Raw genomic sequence first — 15044 nt, 5'->3', positions numbered from 1 at the left:
ACTTCGGAAGAAGGAGTGTATGAAACGCATACCCCTCCTAATGTCCATCGCCACTGCGGTACTTCTCGTCCTGACAACTGCAGGCACCTCGTTCAGCAGCGTCCTCGGCGCGCCGGTGTCGGCCACGAGCACCGACGCCGCCGCGGCGACCGCCGGCTGTGGCAAGGCCCCAACGCTGACGAGCGGTACACACACGCTGCAGAGCGGCGGCCAGACGCGCAGTTACATCCTGCGGGTTCCGGCCGGCTACGACAGTAACCACCCCTACCGGCTGGTCTTCGGTTTCCACTGGCGCGGCGGTACGGCAAACGACGTCGACTCGGGCGGAACGGACGGGTACAACTGGTCCTACTACGGCCTGCGGCGCCTGGCGGACAACGCTAACAACAGCACGATCTTCGTCGCCCCTCAGGGCAACGGCAACGGCTGGGCCAACCCCGGCGGCCAGGACGTGGCCTTCGTCGACGCCATGGTCAGCCAGATCGAAGCAGGTCTGTGCGTCGACACCGCGCAGTTGTTCTCCGCAGGCTTCAGCTACGGCGGAGCCATGTCGTACGCCCTCGCCTGCTCGCGGGCGACGGTCTTCCGCGCGGTCGCGGTCTACTCGGGCGCGAACCTCAGCGGGTGCAACGGCGGAACTCAGCCCATCGCCTACATGGGTCTGCACGGCCTGAGGGACAACGTGCTGCCGATCTCGTCGGGACGAGAACTGCGCGACACCTTCGTCCGGGCCAACGGCTGCACCCAGCAGAACCCGCCCGAGCCGGCCTACGGAAGCCTGACGCACATCATCACCACCTACTCCGGATGCAAGTCCGGATACCCGGTGGTCTGGGCGGCGTTCGACGGAGCGGGCCACGACCCCGGTCCCATAGACGGTTCCACCGGTGACGGCTGGCACACCTGGACGTCGGCAGCGGTGTGGCAGTTCTTCACACAGTTCGGCTCGAACCCGCCGCCACCGCCCACCGGCAACCAGGAGGTCGTCGGCCAGCAGTCGGGACGCTGCCTCGACATCAACAACTCCACCACGGCCAACGGCACGCAGGCACAACTGTGGGACTGCAACGGCGGCTCCAACCAACAGTGGACCTACACCGCCGGAAAGCAGCTGATGGTCTACGGCAACAAGTGCCTGGGCGCCTCCGGCCAGGGCAATGGCACCCCGGCGGCGATCTGGGACTGCAGCGGGCAGTCGGACCAGCAATGGAACATGTATCCGGACGGCACGATCACCGCAGCCCAGTCGGGGCTCTGTCTGGACGCCAACGGCCAGGGGACTGTCAACGGGACGAAGATGCAGCTGTGGAGTTGCACAGGCGGCGCGAACCAGCACTGGCGCCTGCAGAACTGACACACCGGGGCCAGACACGACACCGTGCGGGCCTGGCCCCGACTTGGATGGGCACATAGTCCGGGGAGTCGGAGGCCCGGGAGGCGGCTGCCCGGATGCGGGTGGAGGAGCTTGCGTTGCAGATCGCGGAGTTGACGGCGCGGTGGGAGGCCGAGCGGGAGAGTGGTCGCGGCTGCGGGTGATCCGGGAGACGGGCTTTGTGAAGTGGTCCGGGATCGGTGGAGGCTCCGGACCGCCCGCCCCGTTCGACTCAGGCCCGGGTGGTGGCGAGGCGCAGGAGAGTCGGTGCCGGTCTCGATGATCGTGCCGTTGAACATCAGGCGATCGACGATGGCCGCGCGGAGGCGCCCGGTGCTGACCCACCCCAGTCTCACCAGTAGCTTTTCCTTCCCTGCGAGCAGGACCACGTCTCCGCAGCAGTGAACTCCGCGCCCACCCGATACGTCAGTCGGGCCACTGGCCTGCTCGCCAGAAGCCACGAAAAATCGAGGTGAGGAGGCTCACTGAATCTGGCCAGCAGGCACACGCCGTCAGAGCACGGCACCAACGTCAGCCAGAATCCGCCAATTTTTTGCCCAAGTCGTCGAGTCACGTGCGTGCTATGCGCGTATCGCTGAGTACACCCGTCCGTGGACGGATCTACGACTTGCAGGAGGTACAGTGCGTTTCTCGTGGAATATGACGGGGGCGTTCATTATCGGCGGCGCCGTGAGTCTTGCGGCCGCGGCCCTCGTCTACCCGGGTTCGTCGGGTGCCAGTGCTGTCCCCGCCTCGCACGACAGCATCATTGCCGAGACGCCGTGGGGACCTCTGACCGAGTCGGACCGGGACTTTGTTGTGAAGGTCCGCGCGGCCGGGCTGTGGGAATACCCTGTCGGCCAGCTCGGCCTGCAGAAAGGCAACACAGCGGCCCTTATCACTGCGAGTCGGCACCTCATCGACGGTCATTCCGCATTGGACTCCACCTGCCGCAAGATAGCACCAATGTTGAACATTATGCTGCCCAATGTTGCGAGCCCTCAGCAGCAAGGATTTGTTTCCGCACTGACAGCGGACACCCGTGAGCAGTTTGATTCGGACTTTGCCAACATCCTGCGCATGACACACGGATCGATCTTCAACACGGTTGCGAAAATTCGATCTACCACGAAGAATACGCTCGTTCGCGCCCTGGCCGACCAAGCCAACGACACCGTACTTGATCACATCACAGTTATGGAAAGGACGGGTCTGGTTAACTTCGACCAGACCCTCTTGCGGCAGACCACTCCGCCTAATCTGCCTTCGTCCGACCTGACCCCACCGCCTCCGACCCTCGGTCAGCCGATGGTGGTCCTCACCCCGCCGCCAAGCGCTACTTCCACTCCGGTAGACATCGATGCAATCACCTGAGTCGTGGCTGGGGCAGCTCCCAGTTCGCCCTCGCCGAATAGCTGAGAGCCTGTAACAGCATCATGACCGGATCTTCTTGGGGCATTTCAAGCTGGTTGTGCGGGTTATGGCGACGCATGACCCGGGTCCGTACAAAGAGTCTGAACTGTGAGAGGTCATTTTGAGAGTGAACCTCTTTCATCCTGTGTCGTGGGAATGAAATGGGCTGGTCGGATGCGGTGACGTGGCGAAGCCCCTCGTCGTTGGCGTGGTGATCTCACTGAACACGCCGACGGCCGGGGGGCTTTGTTGGTTCCGTATCCTTCCATGCTCGATGTCCCATACGAGCTGGTCGAGCATGTCTCCTGGCTCATCTACACACGAAGGCGTGTTACGTCGACGAGACACTCGAAGTCCTGGCCTCCTGGGCGCCGTGTCTGCACGAGGCCCTCGTCGGGCTGGGCGGAGGAGACTTCGTCATCGTCGACGGCACGCTCATCCCCACCGACCGTATCGCCGCGGACCAGCCGTACCACTCGCAGAAGTACAAGCAGCACGGCATGAATGTCCAGGTCGTCGCATGCCCGGACGGCACCCCACTGTGGTTCTCACGCGCGACACCGGGCCGCACGCACGCACGACCTGACCGCGACCCCGCGCCCACAGCATCGTCCAAGCCTGCCTCACCCGGCAGATCCTGGTCCTGGCCGACCGGGCCTACGAGGGTGCCGGTGCCACTTTCCGCACCCCCTGCCATCACCACAACGAACAGCCCGAGCACTACCAGCAGTTCAACCGTGACCATGCCCGGCTGCGAGCTCCGGGAGAACGAGCCTTCGCACAGCTGAAGTCCTGGCGGCTGTTACGGCGAGCCCGATGTTCAACCCGGAGCATCGGCACCATCGTCCGAGCCATCCACACACTTGGCCGAGAACTTCCTCGCCGGCCTGAAGAACCATTGGCCCGAGCCCGCTGACGAGTCCACCGGCTCCCGATCGGCACCTCCAGACGGATGGTGGAGTTCGAAGGGCCGACTCTGCACGCGACTGCGGATGTCGCCTCACGGGGGCCGCGGCGGGACTCATTCCTGGCCGGGCAGTGTCCCCTGCGGGCCACAGTTCAGCACTCGCCGCCGTAGAGTGCCGCGACGGCTGTCTCGCTGATCGCGGTTTCGGCGTTGTCCCAGGACCACCCGGCATCGACGACAAGGGTGCGCCAGCCGTGCGGGCCGAACCAGAGCCAGAGCAGGTCGCCGGTCTCCGCCGCCGTGTAGCGCGGGCGCGGTGTGAGGGTGTGCAGGTGGTGTGCCGCGTCGCTCATCGCCGCACGGGAGCCGCCGGTGGCCCGCTCCCACAGTGCCGTGCCGTCCTCGTGCACGGGCAGCGCCAGCCGGATCGCCTCGTGCACGGTGAACTGTGACTCACTGCCGAAGCGGGTGCCCGCCGCCAGCGCTGCGAGGACCTCGCGCGGCGTGCACAGTTGCCGCAACTGCTCCATCGCCTCGTCGCAGCGACCCGCGATCACGGCCGCGTCGATGATGCGGTCCATGATCTCGCGCTTGCTGCCGACGCTGGCAAATACGGTCTTCGGCGACACGCCCGCCGCGGCGGCGATGTCCGCGACCGTCACCAGCGCGTAGCCGCGTTGGCCGAACAGCTCCGTCGCGGCCCGCAGGATCACCTCCCGCGTTTGCGCCGCCGCCTTCTCCCGCAGCGGTGAGGCGTAGGCGCGCTTGGTCGGCATGGCCGTCACTATACCTGCCGGACCTCCTGGATATACTATCGTCCTATTCAATAGGTTCCTGTTGGAGCCAATTCGGCGAGGCGACTCGTCCGCCGACCCACAACCGCGGAGTTCCCATGGGCAGCAACGCCACCGACAGCGCGCACTCCCTCTTCAGGGTCATAGAGACCGGCGACCCGGCACTTGCCGCGGAGGTCGTCCACGCCGACTTCCACAATCGGGAGGCAGTCAACTCTCCCGCCGCCTGCGCCATCCCCGGACCGGCCGGGGTGCTCGCCTCCGGCGCCTGGATGCGCTCGGCGTTCACCGACCTGCGCTTCCCCGTTCTTGACACGGGCGTCGATGACGAGCGCGGACAGGTGTTCGTCCGGGTGCGTATGCAGGGGCGGCACACCGGGCCGTTCGTGCTCTTCCGCGACGGGACGCTGGAGAGGGTCATGCCGCCGACCGGACGCGAGCTGGACTACGAGCAGATCCATGTACTGACCGTGCGCGACGCGAAGGTGATCGGGCATGAGGCCGTCCGCGACGACATGACCATGCTCGGCCAGCTCGGTGTCTTCCCGCCGACCCCTGCCCTGATGGCGCGGCTCGCCGGCTGGAAGCTCACCGGCCGCGACCGGCGCGCGGCGGCAGCCGTCTCAACGCGTGCGGCGGAGGCCGCGCAGGATGCAGAGGGCACGGGGACGGCGCAGTGAACCATCTCGGCATGACGCTGCGCGGCTGGCGCGAGCGCATGTCGCCGCAGGACAGCGGGCTGGAGGCGGGCGGGGAGCGGCGCATCCCCGGACTGCGCCGCGAAGAACTGGCCCGTCTGGCAGGCATATCGGTCGACTACCTGGTGCTGCTGGAACAGGGCCGCGCGCGCAATCCCTCGGCCCAAGTGGTCACCGCCCTGGCACGCGCACTGCGTCTCGACCCGTCCGAGCGTGACCATCTGTTCCGCTGTGCCAACCTGGCATCGCCCTCCGCCGGGACCATCTCCAGGCGGACACCCATGAGCGTGCGTTGACTGGTACATCAGTTGGGAGCGTTCCCCGCCGGGGTCTTCGCCGCTGACTGGACAGTCATCGGCTGGAACAGGATGTGGACGGCTGCGGTCGGCGATCCCCGCACGTACGAATGGGAGGCGCACAATCTCGTCGCTGGGATGTTCCAGACGAGAGCCGGGCGAGGGCGGGACCCGGATGTGGCGTGGCCCGTTCGGAGGTGGAGAGGCAGCGACGCCGAGGAGGAGGACCTCGTCGCCGACCTGCGTATGACAGCGGCCGCCCATCCCCGTGATGCACACCTCACCTCACTCGTCGAAGGCCTGCTTCTACGGGAACCGGCGTTCGCCCGACTGTGGTTCAACGGCACGGCGGCCCCCTGGGCCGGCGGCCGCGGGACCATAGAGCATCCAAGGGTGGGTGAGATCACCATCGACATCGACGTTCTGATGCCTGCCGGCACCAACCTCAGGATCCTCACGTGTACGACCGCGGCCGAGACCGCTGACGGGGAGAAGATGGACGCTCTGCGTGCGGCCTGTCATGTGACAAGGAGAGAGCTGGTACATCCAGATCCGGATATCTCCGGCCGCGCCTGAGGATTGCACTCTGGGCTGCCGCCTGCCGCCTGCCGCATCTGTCGGTCGAGTTCGGAGTGAACCCGCAGACCCGGCGCACGTGAGTGCGCCATTCCGAGCTGGAGGACGCGAAGGTCGGTCGGCCGAGGGCCCACGAGTCGGCATGGCCGCGCAGCATGCGGATCCCGGCGGCCCAAAACCAGGTGACCTCTCGGGCGGTGACGCGGGCCCTGCGCGGTGCCGCGAGTGTGGCGGTGTCGATGTTGGTCGGCACACGTCAGGCGCTCAGCGGTCTTTCACTCGATGTGGACGGTGCTTCCACCGCTGACGAGGCCAATATCAACCAGTACACGTACACCAACGCCGCTCGGGAGCAGTGGCGGATCGTCAGCGTGTGGTCCGAACTGCCGCAGGCAGTAAAGCGATGCGGATGTCACGGCCCGTCAGGGGCCGGGGCATCCGCTGCTGCGGGCCGGGCGGGCCGGGCGGGCCGGGCGGGCCGGGCGGGCCTGGCTCCGGGGCCGGGCGTCGCGGTGATGTCGCGGACGGCGGCGATTTCGTGGCCGGAGGTGCAGGTGATGACCGAGTGGACCGGCGCCCCGCAGTCGCGGTGGATCAGCGTGACCGTGGGCCCGGGCGCGTCGGCAAGCCAGTGTTCGGCCCAGGCGTTGAGGGCGACCAGGGTGGGAGCGAGGCTGAGTCCTTTGTCGGTGAGCCGGTACTCCTCCCGCTCGCGGGCGCCGGGCTCGCGGTAGGGGCGTTTCTCGAGCACGCCGATGGCCACGAGGTCACGCAGTCGCGTCGAGAGAACGGTCCGGCTCAGCTCGCAACGACGCTGGAAGTCCTCGAAGCGCCGCGTGCCGTAGAAGGCTTCCTTCATGATCTTGCCGGCCGCGCGGGGGTTCAGGATCTCCAGGGCGAGGGCGATCGAGTCGGGCTCGATGTCCCAGGAATCACGGTTCCACGGGGTTGGATCGCCCGGCAGGTCTTGTCCGTCTGATGCGTCAGCCACGTCCGTCTCCCCAGGTCGGCGCCTGCCTGTGGGCCCCTCACACGCCTGCACTTTACACGCACCCCAGGCCTGAGTACGGTTATGCGGACTCAGTCGAGGAGGGGGGCGCGCGTGAGCGTCGGACAGAGTTACCACCGGAGCAATGCCGGTACGTCATGGGACGCGATCGTCATCGGGTCCGGGATCGGTGGCCTCACCACCGCCGGCTTCCTCGCCCGGGCCGGACAACGGGTTCTGGTACTGGAGCGGCATTCGACGGCCGGCGGAGCCACCCAGACCTTCCGCCGGGCCGGGTACGAGTGGGACGCCGGACTGCACTACATGGGCGAGGTGCACCGTCCCAACAGCGGGCTGCGCCGGATCTTCGACCACATCACCGGCGGCAAGCTCGAGTGGGCCCCGATGCCAGACGTCTACAACCGGATCGTCGTCGGCGACCGCGAGTACGAGTTCCCGTCGGGCGTCGAGCGGTTCAAGGAGCGCATGACCCGGTACTTCCCGGACGACGCCGAGGCGATCAGCCGTTACGTGGACCTGGTCTTCTCGGCTAACCGGACGGCCAAGAACTTCTTCGCGCAGCGCAGTCTGCCGCAGCCGGCCGCCGACGAGCTCTACGAGGCGATGTGCGCACCGTTTCGCGCCTTCTCCGACCGCACGGCGACGGAAGTCGTTTCGGAACTCACCGACAACGAGGAGCTCAAGACCGTCCTGTGCGGTCACTACGGCGACTACTCACTGACACCGGGGCGCGCCTCGTTCGGTATGCACGCCATGCTCATCCGGCACTACATCGACGGCGCCAACTTCCCGGTCGGCGGATCGGGCCGACTGGCCGAGACGATCAGTGAGGTGATCCGGGACGCGGGCGGAGAGGTCCTCATCGCCGCCGAAGTCACCTCCGTGCTGCTCGACGACGGGGGACGGGCCGGTGGTGTCACGATGGCCGACGGCCGCGGGTTCCACGCGCCGGTAGTGATCAGCGATGCCGGCGCCCTCAACACCCTCACCCGACTGCTGCCCGCCGAAGCGAAACGCGACGACGGCCTCGTTCGGGCGTGCCGGGCGATCGGACCCTCGCTCACCTGGGTCGTCCTCAACATCGGGCTCAAGGAGCCGGCCGACCGGCTCGGCCTGCAGGCGTCCAACATCTGGGCACACCAGGGACCGGGTATCGACGCCCAGTTCGCCGCCTATGAGGCGGATCCCCTGCACCGTCCGATGCCGGCGTACTTCCTGACCGCTGCTTCGGCCAAGGATCCGCTCTGGAACGACCGCTACCCCGGGCGGAGCACGGTCGACATCGCCGGGGTGACGACATGGTCCCTGTTCGAGCCCTTCGCGGACAGCGCCTGGATGCGTCGCGGAGGGGAGTACGAGCAGCTCAAGCAACGACTGAGCCAGGAACTGCTCGACCAGGTCCTGCGGTTCTATCCCAAGGCGGAAGGCAAGATCGATCACATGGAGCTGGCCACGCCGCTCAGCTTCAATCACTTCCTGGGCCGGACCCACGGTGACTTCATGTCGCTGGCGCACACTCCCGAACGCTTTGCGCAGCGGGGTCTGAGCGCCCACACCACGGTGCCCGGCCTGTTCCTCAGCGGCCAGGACATCGCCGCGGCCGGCGTCAGCGGCGCGGTGATGGGCGGACTCGTCGCGGCATCCGCCGTGCTCGAACGCGATCCGCTCGCCGACCTCTCCACGAGGAACCTCATGTCCGCCGGAGACAGCGCATGACCGTGAAACTGATGGTGCTGTACACGCAGCCCGTCGACGGCGACGCCTTCGACGAACATTACCTGGGTGTCCACGCGCCCCTCGTGGAGGCGGTTCCAGGCCTCCAGCGATGGGAGTCCGCACGCGTTTCCGGAGCCGCCGACGGCGGTGAGTCGACGTTCCATCGAGTCGCGGAGCTGTATTTCACGGACATGGAGTCCCTGGAAGCCGCGCTCGGATCCGACGAGGGACGGGCTACGGGCCGCGACTACCGGCAGATCGCTCCACCCGGCTCCCGGATGTTCATCGCCGCGCTCGACGAGTAGCTGCCACGGTCATCCGTTCGCGGTGAGCGTGGTCCCGGGAGCGGCGCACTCCCGGCACGCGGTATCCCGATGGGGCGGCCCGACCTCGAAGCAAGCGGCGGCCCGTGAATCAAGTGCAGCCCGAGGCCGCAGAGTTGCTCGCTCAGGACATGACGCAGCCACAGGCAGCAGCCCCTGCGGCTGCCATCACCGGAAAGTCCTCCGACGCCTGGCACACACGCCGACGGCCGGACGGTATGGAGTCTCTGAGGTCCAAGCGTCCGCCGCCGGTGCCGGTTTCCCTGTCTCATCGCCCGGGCCCCGGCGTTGGAATTCGGCTGATGCGTGCGGAGGAGTCCTTGGCGGTGACAGCGCGGGATGGGAGCGGCAGGCCGGTCACCAGGAGCGCGTCGACGGCGAGCGGATCCTCCACCGGAGCCAGGGGCCGTCCGAAACGGCACAGTCCCACCAGGCTGCCCGCTCACCTTGGCTCACCTGGCATCACCAACCCGCAGAGGCACCGACCCGCGCCCGCAGCAGGCTGTGCTCCCATCTGAGGATCCAAGGGCGGAAGCACGGGAACCACAAAGACCGTGCCCAGCACTCCTGTCCGGCTGCTCATGCGTCGGTACCCGACCCGCCGAAAAATCGGCGGCAACCTTTCCACCACCTGTGACCACTGAGCAGTGCAACACCGACTCGCTCTTCCGAACGGATGGACATGCAAGAGACAACACGTCAGGCGGCGCGGCAGCGCAGGCACAGACGCCGACTGATGGTGGGCGCCACCACGGGACTGATCGTCACGGGACTTCTCGTCTGCCTGGTCATGACGAGGCAACCGGACCGCAAGGAGGACGCGGGGCCGGCGGCCACGGCCGTCGCCAACTCCCAGGAGACTCTCCCGGCGGCCTCGCCGGGGCGCAAGCTGTCCTCAACGTCCCCGTCCGCGACCTCCACGAGCTCCGTGACACCGTCTGCCGGTCCGACCACGCCGAAGGCTTCCGCGTCCAGGTCGGCGGCGCGGGCATCGGCCTCCCCGCGGAAGGCTCCCGTCACGACCTCGCCGGCCGGGCGAATCAGGCCCAAGTCCACGTACCAGGGTGTCGCCACGGTCTACAAGGCCGGGGTAGGGGACGGCGCCTGCTCGTACGGGCCGAGCAGCGACATGATGATCGCGGCGATGAACACCACCGACTACGAGACGTCCAGAACCTGCGGGGCGTACATACGCGTCCACGCGGCGAACGGCGCCTCCGTCACGGTCCGGATCACCAACGAATGCCCGCTGCCCTGTGCGCCTGGGCAACTCGACCTCAGCGAACAGGCCTTCGCCGAACTGGCCCCCGTCTCGACCGGCCGGCTCGCGATCACCTGGAGCCTGCTGAGCCCCGACACGGCGGGCACGATCTCGATCCGTTACAAGACCGGGTCCAGCCCCTACTGGTGCGGTATCCAGGCGATCGGCCACCGCAACCCGCTGGCCCGGCTGGAGGTCCGCAGCGGCGGCGGTTGGCGCCAACTGGCCCGTACCGACTACAACTACTTCCTCTCTCCCGACGGCAGCGGGTGTGGTGGCGCCATCAGGCTCACCGACATCTACGGACAACAACTCACCGTCAACGGGATCGCGGTGCGGCCGGACGTCGTGCAGCGCACACGGGCCCAGTTCGCCCGACACTGACCCGAACGCCCTGCCGCTCCCGCGTGAACGGAACGCTCCGGGGCGGCAGGTGGCGGAGACCAGGGCTCATGGCTCGATGTGGAGCGCGCGGGGCGGAGGTCAGAACATCGCCGGGGTCCCGGCGTTGGTGTGGTGGCGCGGCGCTCGGTCGAGGTGATGCCGCGCAGGCGTTTGAAGGCGGCGCTCAGTGCGAAGGGGTTGACGTAGCCGACCTTCACCCGGCGGTGGGAGAAAGAACCACCGGCTCAGCTTGTTCTTTATCTACCAAGATCGGCCAGGTCTGCCGATGGCCTTGAGGGTCTCGGGGCGTTTGACGGTTTTACCAACGTCGTAGCGGGGTGCGGGATGGCGGTTCTTGGTCCCGGGCGGTCGTGCGGGACCAGCGCCGCGAGGTTGGGGAACGCGGGCCGGACAGAGCAGGTGGGCTCGGATGTTCCTGAACCCTCGGCGGACTCGGGCCTGGGTGAGGCGTTCGGGCCTGGTCGGCTTCTCCCCGGGCCGATGGAGGCCGGCGGCCAGAGGCCGGGCGAGGCCGAGTTGGGTGTGGGCGACGACCACGAGCCAGATACACCGGTCCGCGGCCTTGGGAGTACGGACCTTCGGGGTGGTCCAGCCGAGAGTCTGCTTTCCGAACCTGAAGGTGTGCTCAAGATCGAATCTCCTGAGGAACACCTGCCACCACAGGTCCACGTCTGCCGGGGCGGCGCCGGTCTTGGAGGACCACTGCCAAACCGGCGGTGCTTCCCGTTCCTTGGAGAGGTGCTCGACCTTCAAGCGGCCCAAGGTGCCCTCGACGACGGGGAGTTCACCGTCGTGCTCCAGCCAGGCCGAGCGGTGGGTCAACCTCGGGTGGACCCGCTCCCACGCTTGGGCTTCGGCCTTGCCGTAGTTGGTGGTGTCGGTGATGGTGGTGATCGCAGCCTCGGGCCAGGTCTCGGGTTTGGCGAAGCGGAACTCCTTGCCGTGCTTCGGCGGTCGCCCACCCTGGGGATAGGCCAGGGTGTACTCCTTGAGCAAGGGCTTCGGCAGCCGCATCACCCGGTCACTGCGGATCCGCCCGACCAGCTCGACAGGAAGATCCCGCAGGACCCAGGCCAGGCGGGTGACGTCGTAACCCGCGTGCATGACGATCGTGATGTCCGGGTCGCCGGGCGCCCCCTGGCCGGCTGAGATGAGCCGTTGGGCCACGGCGCGGAGTTGGGTGGCGGTGACGGCGGTGGCGTCGTCTTCGGGTCCGAGCCGGACCACGTCCAGGATCGACGTTCATGAGGTGGCTCCCGGTTCGAGGACGGCGACGAAGGAGTACGGCCGACCCGGGATGAACGGGGAGGCGGACTTCGCCCGGCCGTAGACGTGGCAGAACAGCCGGTCTGCCGAGCACGGCGCGTCCGAGCGCAGCCACGGCGACACGTCGACCGCCAGCACCAGGCGCCCGCCCTCGAACCGGGGTAACGGCAGTCCGGCGAGCAAGGTCCGCAGCCTCTCGACGTCGATCCGGCCCCAGTTGAGAGCTCCGTACAAAGCGCTGTGCCCACGCCGGTGCTCGGGCACCATCGTCAGGTCCACCGGCGAGGTGACCGGCCCGTCGGCGCACAACAGCGCGTCGGCGAGGTCAAACAGTTCGTCCCCGCGCGCGGTCAGGCAGTCGAATAAGTCCTCCCGGAAGCGTGACGCTTTCGCGAACGCTTCCCCCTGAGCATGGTCAGGCAGCAAACTCACCCTCACGGCCTTCGTCGAGGTCACGTGCGTCCTTGGTCGAGGCACATGATCTGACGAAGGCCGCCTCAGAGTCCGGCGAATACCCGGGTGAGCGACCAAGTTCGACGGCCATTTCGACGCTGGGCCCTAAAGAGCAAGGTCAGGCTCCCTCGGGAGTGATCAGGCAGAAGGGATGGCCGACGGGGTCCTCGTAGACGCGGTAACCGATCGGCTTGTCCGAACCATCTAGCAGCGTCGCACCGAGGGCGAGTACCTGAGCCTCAGCCGTATCGAGGTCCGCGACCATCACGTCGATGTGCATTTGCTGAGGACGCGCGGAATTCGTCCGCTGCGGCGCGCGAAAGTCGTCTACCCGCTGGAAGGCGACCACCGGGGCCTCCGCCGCGTTCTGGAGCACGACAAAGTCGCCGGTGTCCGCCTGCCGCGAGAGCGACAGCAGCTTCTCGTAGAAACCGGCGAGCTCATCCGGGTCGGGACAGTCGATGACAACGGTGTACAGGCGTCCGATCATCCGGCTCACTCTGCCACTGGCCCATGAACGGGCCAAACGGCAGGGGCCCGGCCCAAGGTTAAAGAACGAAACCAGCTCAGACCATAAAGAACAAGCTAAGTCGCGAGCGGTATCGCCGAGATCAACCCGGTGCGGATCTTCGGGCCCATCATGGCCTACTACCTCGTACCGTCCATCCTGTTCGGGGTCCTCATCGCCGCAGGGATTCTGTGGGTGCCGTGAACCGCTGGGCCGTCCCCCTTCAGCCCACCGGGTCGCAGACCCGCTCTCCTGCCCAACGCCCGGGAACCGGAGCCGTCGTGAACAGAGTCCTCTCTGTAGCCTCTCGCCTCTCGCTGCTCGTCTTCCTGCTCGGTGGGACGATCGTCACGTTCGGACAGATCGCGGGCATCGCAGCCGGCGACGGTGACCTCGTCATGAAGGCGGCTACCAGAGTCGGGGAGCCGACCTGCGTCACAGCGGGCATCGCGGGCCTTCTGGCGTTCGTCCGCGTCTACTTCAAGTCCGAGCAGCGGGAGCGAGAGGCAGAGCCCGTGCCGGAGCTGCCGAAACAGCGGACCTGAAAGCTCGGCGCGGTCGGTCGCTCCGCCGCGCGGGAGTGCGCGTCATGCCCGTCGCGGGCGAGTCCGACCGTGACGGGCTCACCTCCTTCGGGTGGAGCCGGTGATGTACGGTGCTGGACTCGACGAGCGGCTTCGTGCCGTGGCACCCGAGGGAGTGGACGCGTTCGCCGACGTCTTCGGTGTCGGCCATGTCGAATTTGCGGCGCTGGTGACCGTGTCCTGGCCCCGTCCGTCAACTGTGCAAGGGCAGCGGGGCGTTGGGGCCGTCCTTGAATTCGACGGTGGCGAAGATCAAGGTCGTGGGACCCGTGTTCTCCAGGTCGTGGAGGAGGTACTGGCCGGATCGGAAGGAGAGGTGCCGGGTGTCGCCCGGCTGGTATGCGATCTCCCGGGTGGTGCCGTCGTCGGTGTGCTGGCGGCTGCGGCCGCCTGCGACCGCGGTCCAGAAGTAGTCCAGGACGTGCCGGTGGGCAGGCACGCGCTCGCCCGGGGCGAGGCGGATCTCCCACACGCGCACCCGGTCGGTCTCGCTCAGCAGCGTCTGGCCGACGTGCCCGTTGAATGCGTTGCGCTGGAATTCCTGGCGCAGGTGCGGAGGCCAGCCCTGGAAGCCGTCGGCGATCAGGTCTCCGGCGAGTGGAAGACCGCTCACGTCTTGGGTACTCAATGTGTCGCTCCGTTCGTGTGTGGGGCCATCGGGTCGGCTCAGGCGAGGCGTCCGCCGCCGTCGACGTGCAGCACGGTGCCGGTGACGTAGGGGTTGGTGAGCGTGAACAGCACCGCCTGGATGACATCGTCGGGGGTGCCGACGCGGCGGGCGGGGTTGCTCTCGGCGGTCTGGCGCAGGAACGCCTCCTTCCCGTCGCCCATGGCGTCCCAGGCTCCGGAGTCGATGATGCCGGGGGAGACGGCGTTCACCCGTAGCGGGGCGAGTTCCACTGCCAGGGCTTCGACGAGGAAGGCCAGCGCGCCGTTCGTGGTGGCCATCACCACCCGGCCCGGTGCGGGTCGCCACGCCGCCACACCGGAGAAGAAGGTGAACGAGCCGCCCTCACGCACCTGACCGGCCAGGTGCTTGGCGAGCAGCAGCGGGCCGATCACCTTGGCGGCGAACGCCCGCTGCACCGCTGAGAGTTCGAGTTCGGCGACCGGCCCGTTGGCCGGCATCGCCGCCGTCGAGACCAGGTGGTCGAAGGCGCCGGCCTCGGTCGCGAACGCGGCGATCGAGGCCTCGTCCGCGAGATCGAGCGCCAGCACCCTGGCTGCTCCTGGCAATTCGTCGGCCGTCACTCTGAGCTTGCCGGTGTCCGGACCCGCGAGGAGCAGCTCGGCCCCGGCGGCCGACGTCCGCGCGGCCAGGGCCCGGCCCATGCGGGAGCCGGCGCCGAGGACAACGATGCGCCGGCCTTCGAGAGACGGGGAAACGGAGCGGGGAGGGGAGGCAGACATGGAGGCATCTCTTCACTCACGCCGCACGCCGGTGCGTACGGCTCTGTCATGTC

14 protein-coding genes and 5 pseudogenes are annotated in these 15044 nt (G+C 67.6%); 12 read left to right on the top strand and 7 right to left on the bottom strand.

What is annotated here, in order from left to right; translation table 11 throughout:
- Nucleotides 1-19 precede the first annotated feature (19 nt).
- Nucleotides 20-1354 (top strand): ricin-type beta-trefoil lectin domain protein, encoded by a 1335-nt coding sequence (locus OG226_RS00675; protein WP_443066843.1) that lies wholly within the window; start codon nt 20-22, stop codon nt 1352-1354.
- Nucleotides 1355-1604: 250 nt separating this feature from the next.
- Here OG226_RS00675 and OG226_RS00670 read toward each other — a convergent pair.
- Nucleotides 1605-1707: pseudogene (locus OG226_RS00670) on the bottom strand (IS21-like element helper ATPase IstB); the annotation flags it as partial.
- Nucleotides 1708-2050: 343 nt separating this feature from the next.
- On the opposite strand from OG226_RS00670, the gene OG226_RS00665 reads away from it, so the two are divergent.
- The 3 genes and pseudogenes from OG226_RS00665 to OG226_RS00660 form a co-directional block, all read left to right on the top strand.
- Complete coding sequence (locus OG226_RS00665; protein WP_329353269.1) at nt 2051-2746, top strand: DUF4142 domain-containing protein; 696 nt, start codon at nt 2051-2053, stop codon at nt 2744-2746.
- Nucleotides 2747-2993: 247 nt separating this feature from the next.
- Nucleotides 2994-3088: pseudogene (locus OG226_RS51430) on the top strand (IS5/IS1182 family transposase); the annotation flags it as partial.
- A 29-nt stretch (nt 3089-3117) separates the two neighbouring features.
- Nucleotides 3118-3701 (top strand): annotated as a pseudogene (locus tag OG226_RS00660) (transposase family protein); the annotation flags it as partial.
- A gap of 143 nt (nt 3702-3844) precedes the next feature.
- Here OG226_RS00660 and OG226_RS00655 read toward each other — a convergent pair.
- The gene (locus OG226_RS00655) at nt 3845-4468 is read right to left on the bottom strand and encodes a TetR/AcrR family transcriptional regulator (protein ID WP_329347279.1); all 624 of its coding nucleotides are present in this window, start codon (nt 4466-4468) and stop codon (nt 3845-3847) included.
- 116 nt (nt 4469-4584) lie between these two features.
- Here OG226_RS00655 and OG226_RS00650 point away from each other — a divergent pair, with 116 nt between their 5' ends.
- From OG226_RS00650 to OG226_RS00635, 4 genes and pseudogenes are all read left to right on the top strand, one after another.
- Nucleotides 4585-5166 (top strand): ester cyclase, encoded by a 582-nt coding sequence (locus tag OG226_RS00650; protein ID WP_329347278.1) that lies wholly within the window; start codon nt 4585-4587, stop codon nt 5164-5166.
- A gap of 11 nt (nt 5167-5177) precedes the next feature.
- Nucleotides 5178-5480, top strand: coding sequence for a helix-turn-helix domain-containing protein (locus OG226_RS00645; protein ID WP_329347277.1), 303 nt, complete (start codon nt 5178-5180; stop codon nt 5478-5480).
- 12 nt (nt 5481-5492) lie between these two features.
- Complete coding sequence (locus OG226_RS00640) at nt 5493-6056, top strand: MmyB family transcriptional regulator (protein ID WP_329347276.1); 564 nt, start codon at nt 5493-5495, stop codon at nt 6054-6056.
- A 155-nt stretch (nt 6057-6211) separates the two neighbouring features.
- A pseudogene (locus OG226_RS00635) lies at nt 6212-6415 on the top strand (hypothetical protein); the annotation flags it as partial.
- Between the two features lie 53 nt (nt 6416-6468).
- Here the strand turns inward: OG226_RS00635 and OG226_RS00630 are convergent.
- Entirely contained in the window at nt 6469-7047 is a 579-nt protein-coding gene (locus tag OG226_RS00630; RefSeq protein ID WP_329347275.1) for a winged helix-turn-helix transcriptional regulator, read from the bottom strand.
- Between the two features lie 111 nt (nt 7048-7158).
- On the opposite strand from OG226_RS00630, the gene OG226_RS00625 reads away from it, so the two are divergent.
- The 3 genes from OG226_RS00625 to OG226_RS00615 all read left to right on the top strand — a co-directional run bounded on the left by OG226_RS00625 (nt 7159) and on the right by OG226_RS00615 (nt 10749).
- Nucleotides 7159-8781, top strand: a complete 1623-nt coding sequence (locus OG226_RS00625; protein ID WP_329347274.1) for a phytoene desaturase family protein — start codon at nt 7159-7161, stop codon at nt 8779-8781.
- Nucleotides 8778-9086, top strand: a complete 309-nt coding sequence (locus tag OG226_RS00620; RefSeq protein WP_329347273.1) for an EthD family reductase — start codon at nt 8778-8780, stop codon at nt 9084-9086. The genes OG226_RS00625 and OG226_RS00620 overlap by 4 nt, the downstream gene beginning before the upstream one ends.
- Nucleotides 9087-9786: 700 nt before the next feature.
- On the top strand, nt 9787-10749 hold the full coding sequence (locus OG226_RS00615) for an expansin EXLX1 family cellulose-binding protein (protein WP_329347272.1): 963 nt from the start codon (nt 9787-9789) through the stop codon (nt 10747-10749).
- 261 nt (nt 10750-11010) lie between these two features.
- On the opposite strand, the pseudogene OG226_RS00610 reads toward OG226_RS00615, so the two are convergent.
- Together OG226_RS00610 and OG226_RS00605 are read right to left on the bottom strand one after the other, a co-directional pair.
- A pseudogene (locus tag OG226_RS00610) lies at nt 11011-12468 on the bottom strand (NF041680 family putative transposase).
- A 139-nt stretch (nt 12469-12607) separates the two neighbouring features.
- Nucleotides 12608-12979: a VOC family protein gene (locus OG226_RS00605; RefSeq protein WP_329347271.1), complete on the bottom strand. Its 372-nt coding sequence runs from the start codon at nt 12977-12979 to the stop codon at nt 12608-12610.
- Nucleotides 12980-13278: 299 nt separating this feature from the next.
- Here OG226_RS00605 and OG226_RS00600 point away from each other — a divergent pair, with 299 nt between their 5' ends.
- Complete coding sequence (locus tag OG226_RS00600) at nt 13279-13542, top strand: hypothetical protein (protein WP_329347270.1); 264 nt, start codon at nt 13279-13281, stop codon at nt 13540-13542.
- A gap of 232 nt (nt 13543-13774) precedes the next feature.
- On the opposite strand, the gene OG226_RS00595 is transcribed toward OG226_RS00600, so the two are convergent.
- Both OG226_RS00595 and OG226_RS00590 read right to left on the bottom strand, forming a co-directional pair.
- Nucleotides 13775-14194 (bottom strand): hypothetical protein, encoded by a 420-nt coding sequence (locus OG226_RS00595; RefSeq protein WP_329347269.1) that lies wholly within the window; start codon nt 14192-14194, stop codon nt 13775-13777.
- A gap of 53 nt (nt 14195-14247) precedes the next feature.
- Nucleotides 14248-14991 (bottom strand): SDR family oxidoreductase, encoded by a 744-nt coding sequence (locus OG226_RS00590; RefSeq protein ID WP_329347268.1) that lies wholly within the window; start codon nt 14989-14991, stop codon nt 14248-14250.
- Between the last annotated feature and the right edge of the window lie 53 nt (nt 14992-15044).

The organism is Streptomyces sp. NBC_01261 (assembly GCF_036226385.1).
In the GTDB taxonomy this organism is placed as follows: Bacteria; Actinomycetota; Actinomycetes; order Streptomycetales; family Streptomycetaceae; genus Streptomyces.
Note: the sequence above shows the minus strand (reverse complement) of the source record. Positions and strands in the feature narration are given on the sequence as shown.

Bases quoted from the DNA above. Each gene is read 5' to 3' on its own strand.
- OG226_RS00675 (WP_443066843.1), top strand. From the start codon at position 20: ATGAAACGCATACCCCTCCTAATGTCCATCGCCACTGCGGTACTTCTC.
- OG226_RS00655 (WP_329347279.1), bottom strand. From the start codon at position 4,468: ATGCCGACCAAGCGCGCCTACGCCTCACCGCTGCGGGAGAAGGCGGCG.
- OG226_RS00650 (WP_329347278.1), top strand. From the start codon at position 4,585: ATGGGCAGCAACGCCACCGACAGCGCGCACTCCCTCTTCAGGGTCATA.
- OG226_RS00645 (WP_329347277.1), top strand. From the start codon at position 5,178: ATGACGCTGCGCGGCTGGCGCGAGCGCATGTCGCCGCAGGACAGCGGG.
- OG226_RS00620 (WP_329347273.1), top strand. From the start codon at position 8,778: ATGACCGTGAAACTGATGGTGCTGTACACGCAGCCCGTCGACGGCGAC.
- OG226_RS00615 (WP_329347272.1), top strand. From the start codon at position 9,787: ATGCAAGAGACAACACGTCAGGCGGCGCGGCAGCGCAGGCACAGACGC.
- OG226_RS00605 (WP_329347271.1), bottom strand. From the start codon at position 12,979: ATGATCGGACGCCTGTACACCGTTGTCATCGACTGTCCCGACCCGGAT.
- OG226_RS00590 (WP_329347268.1), bottom strand. From the start codon at position 14,991: ATGTCTGCCTCCCCTCCCCGCTCCGTTTCCCCGTCTCTCGAAGGCCGG.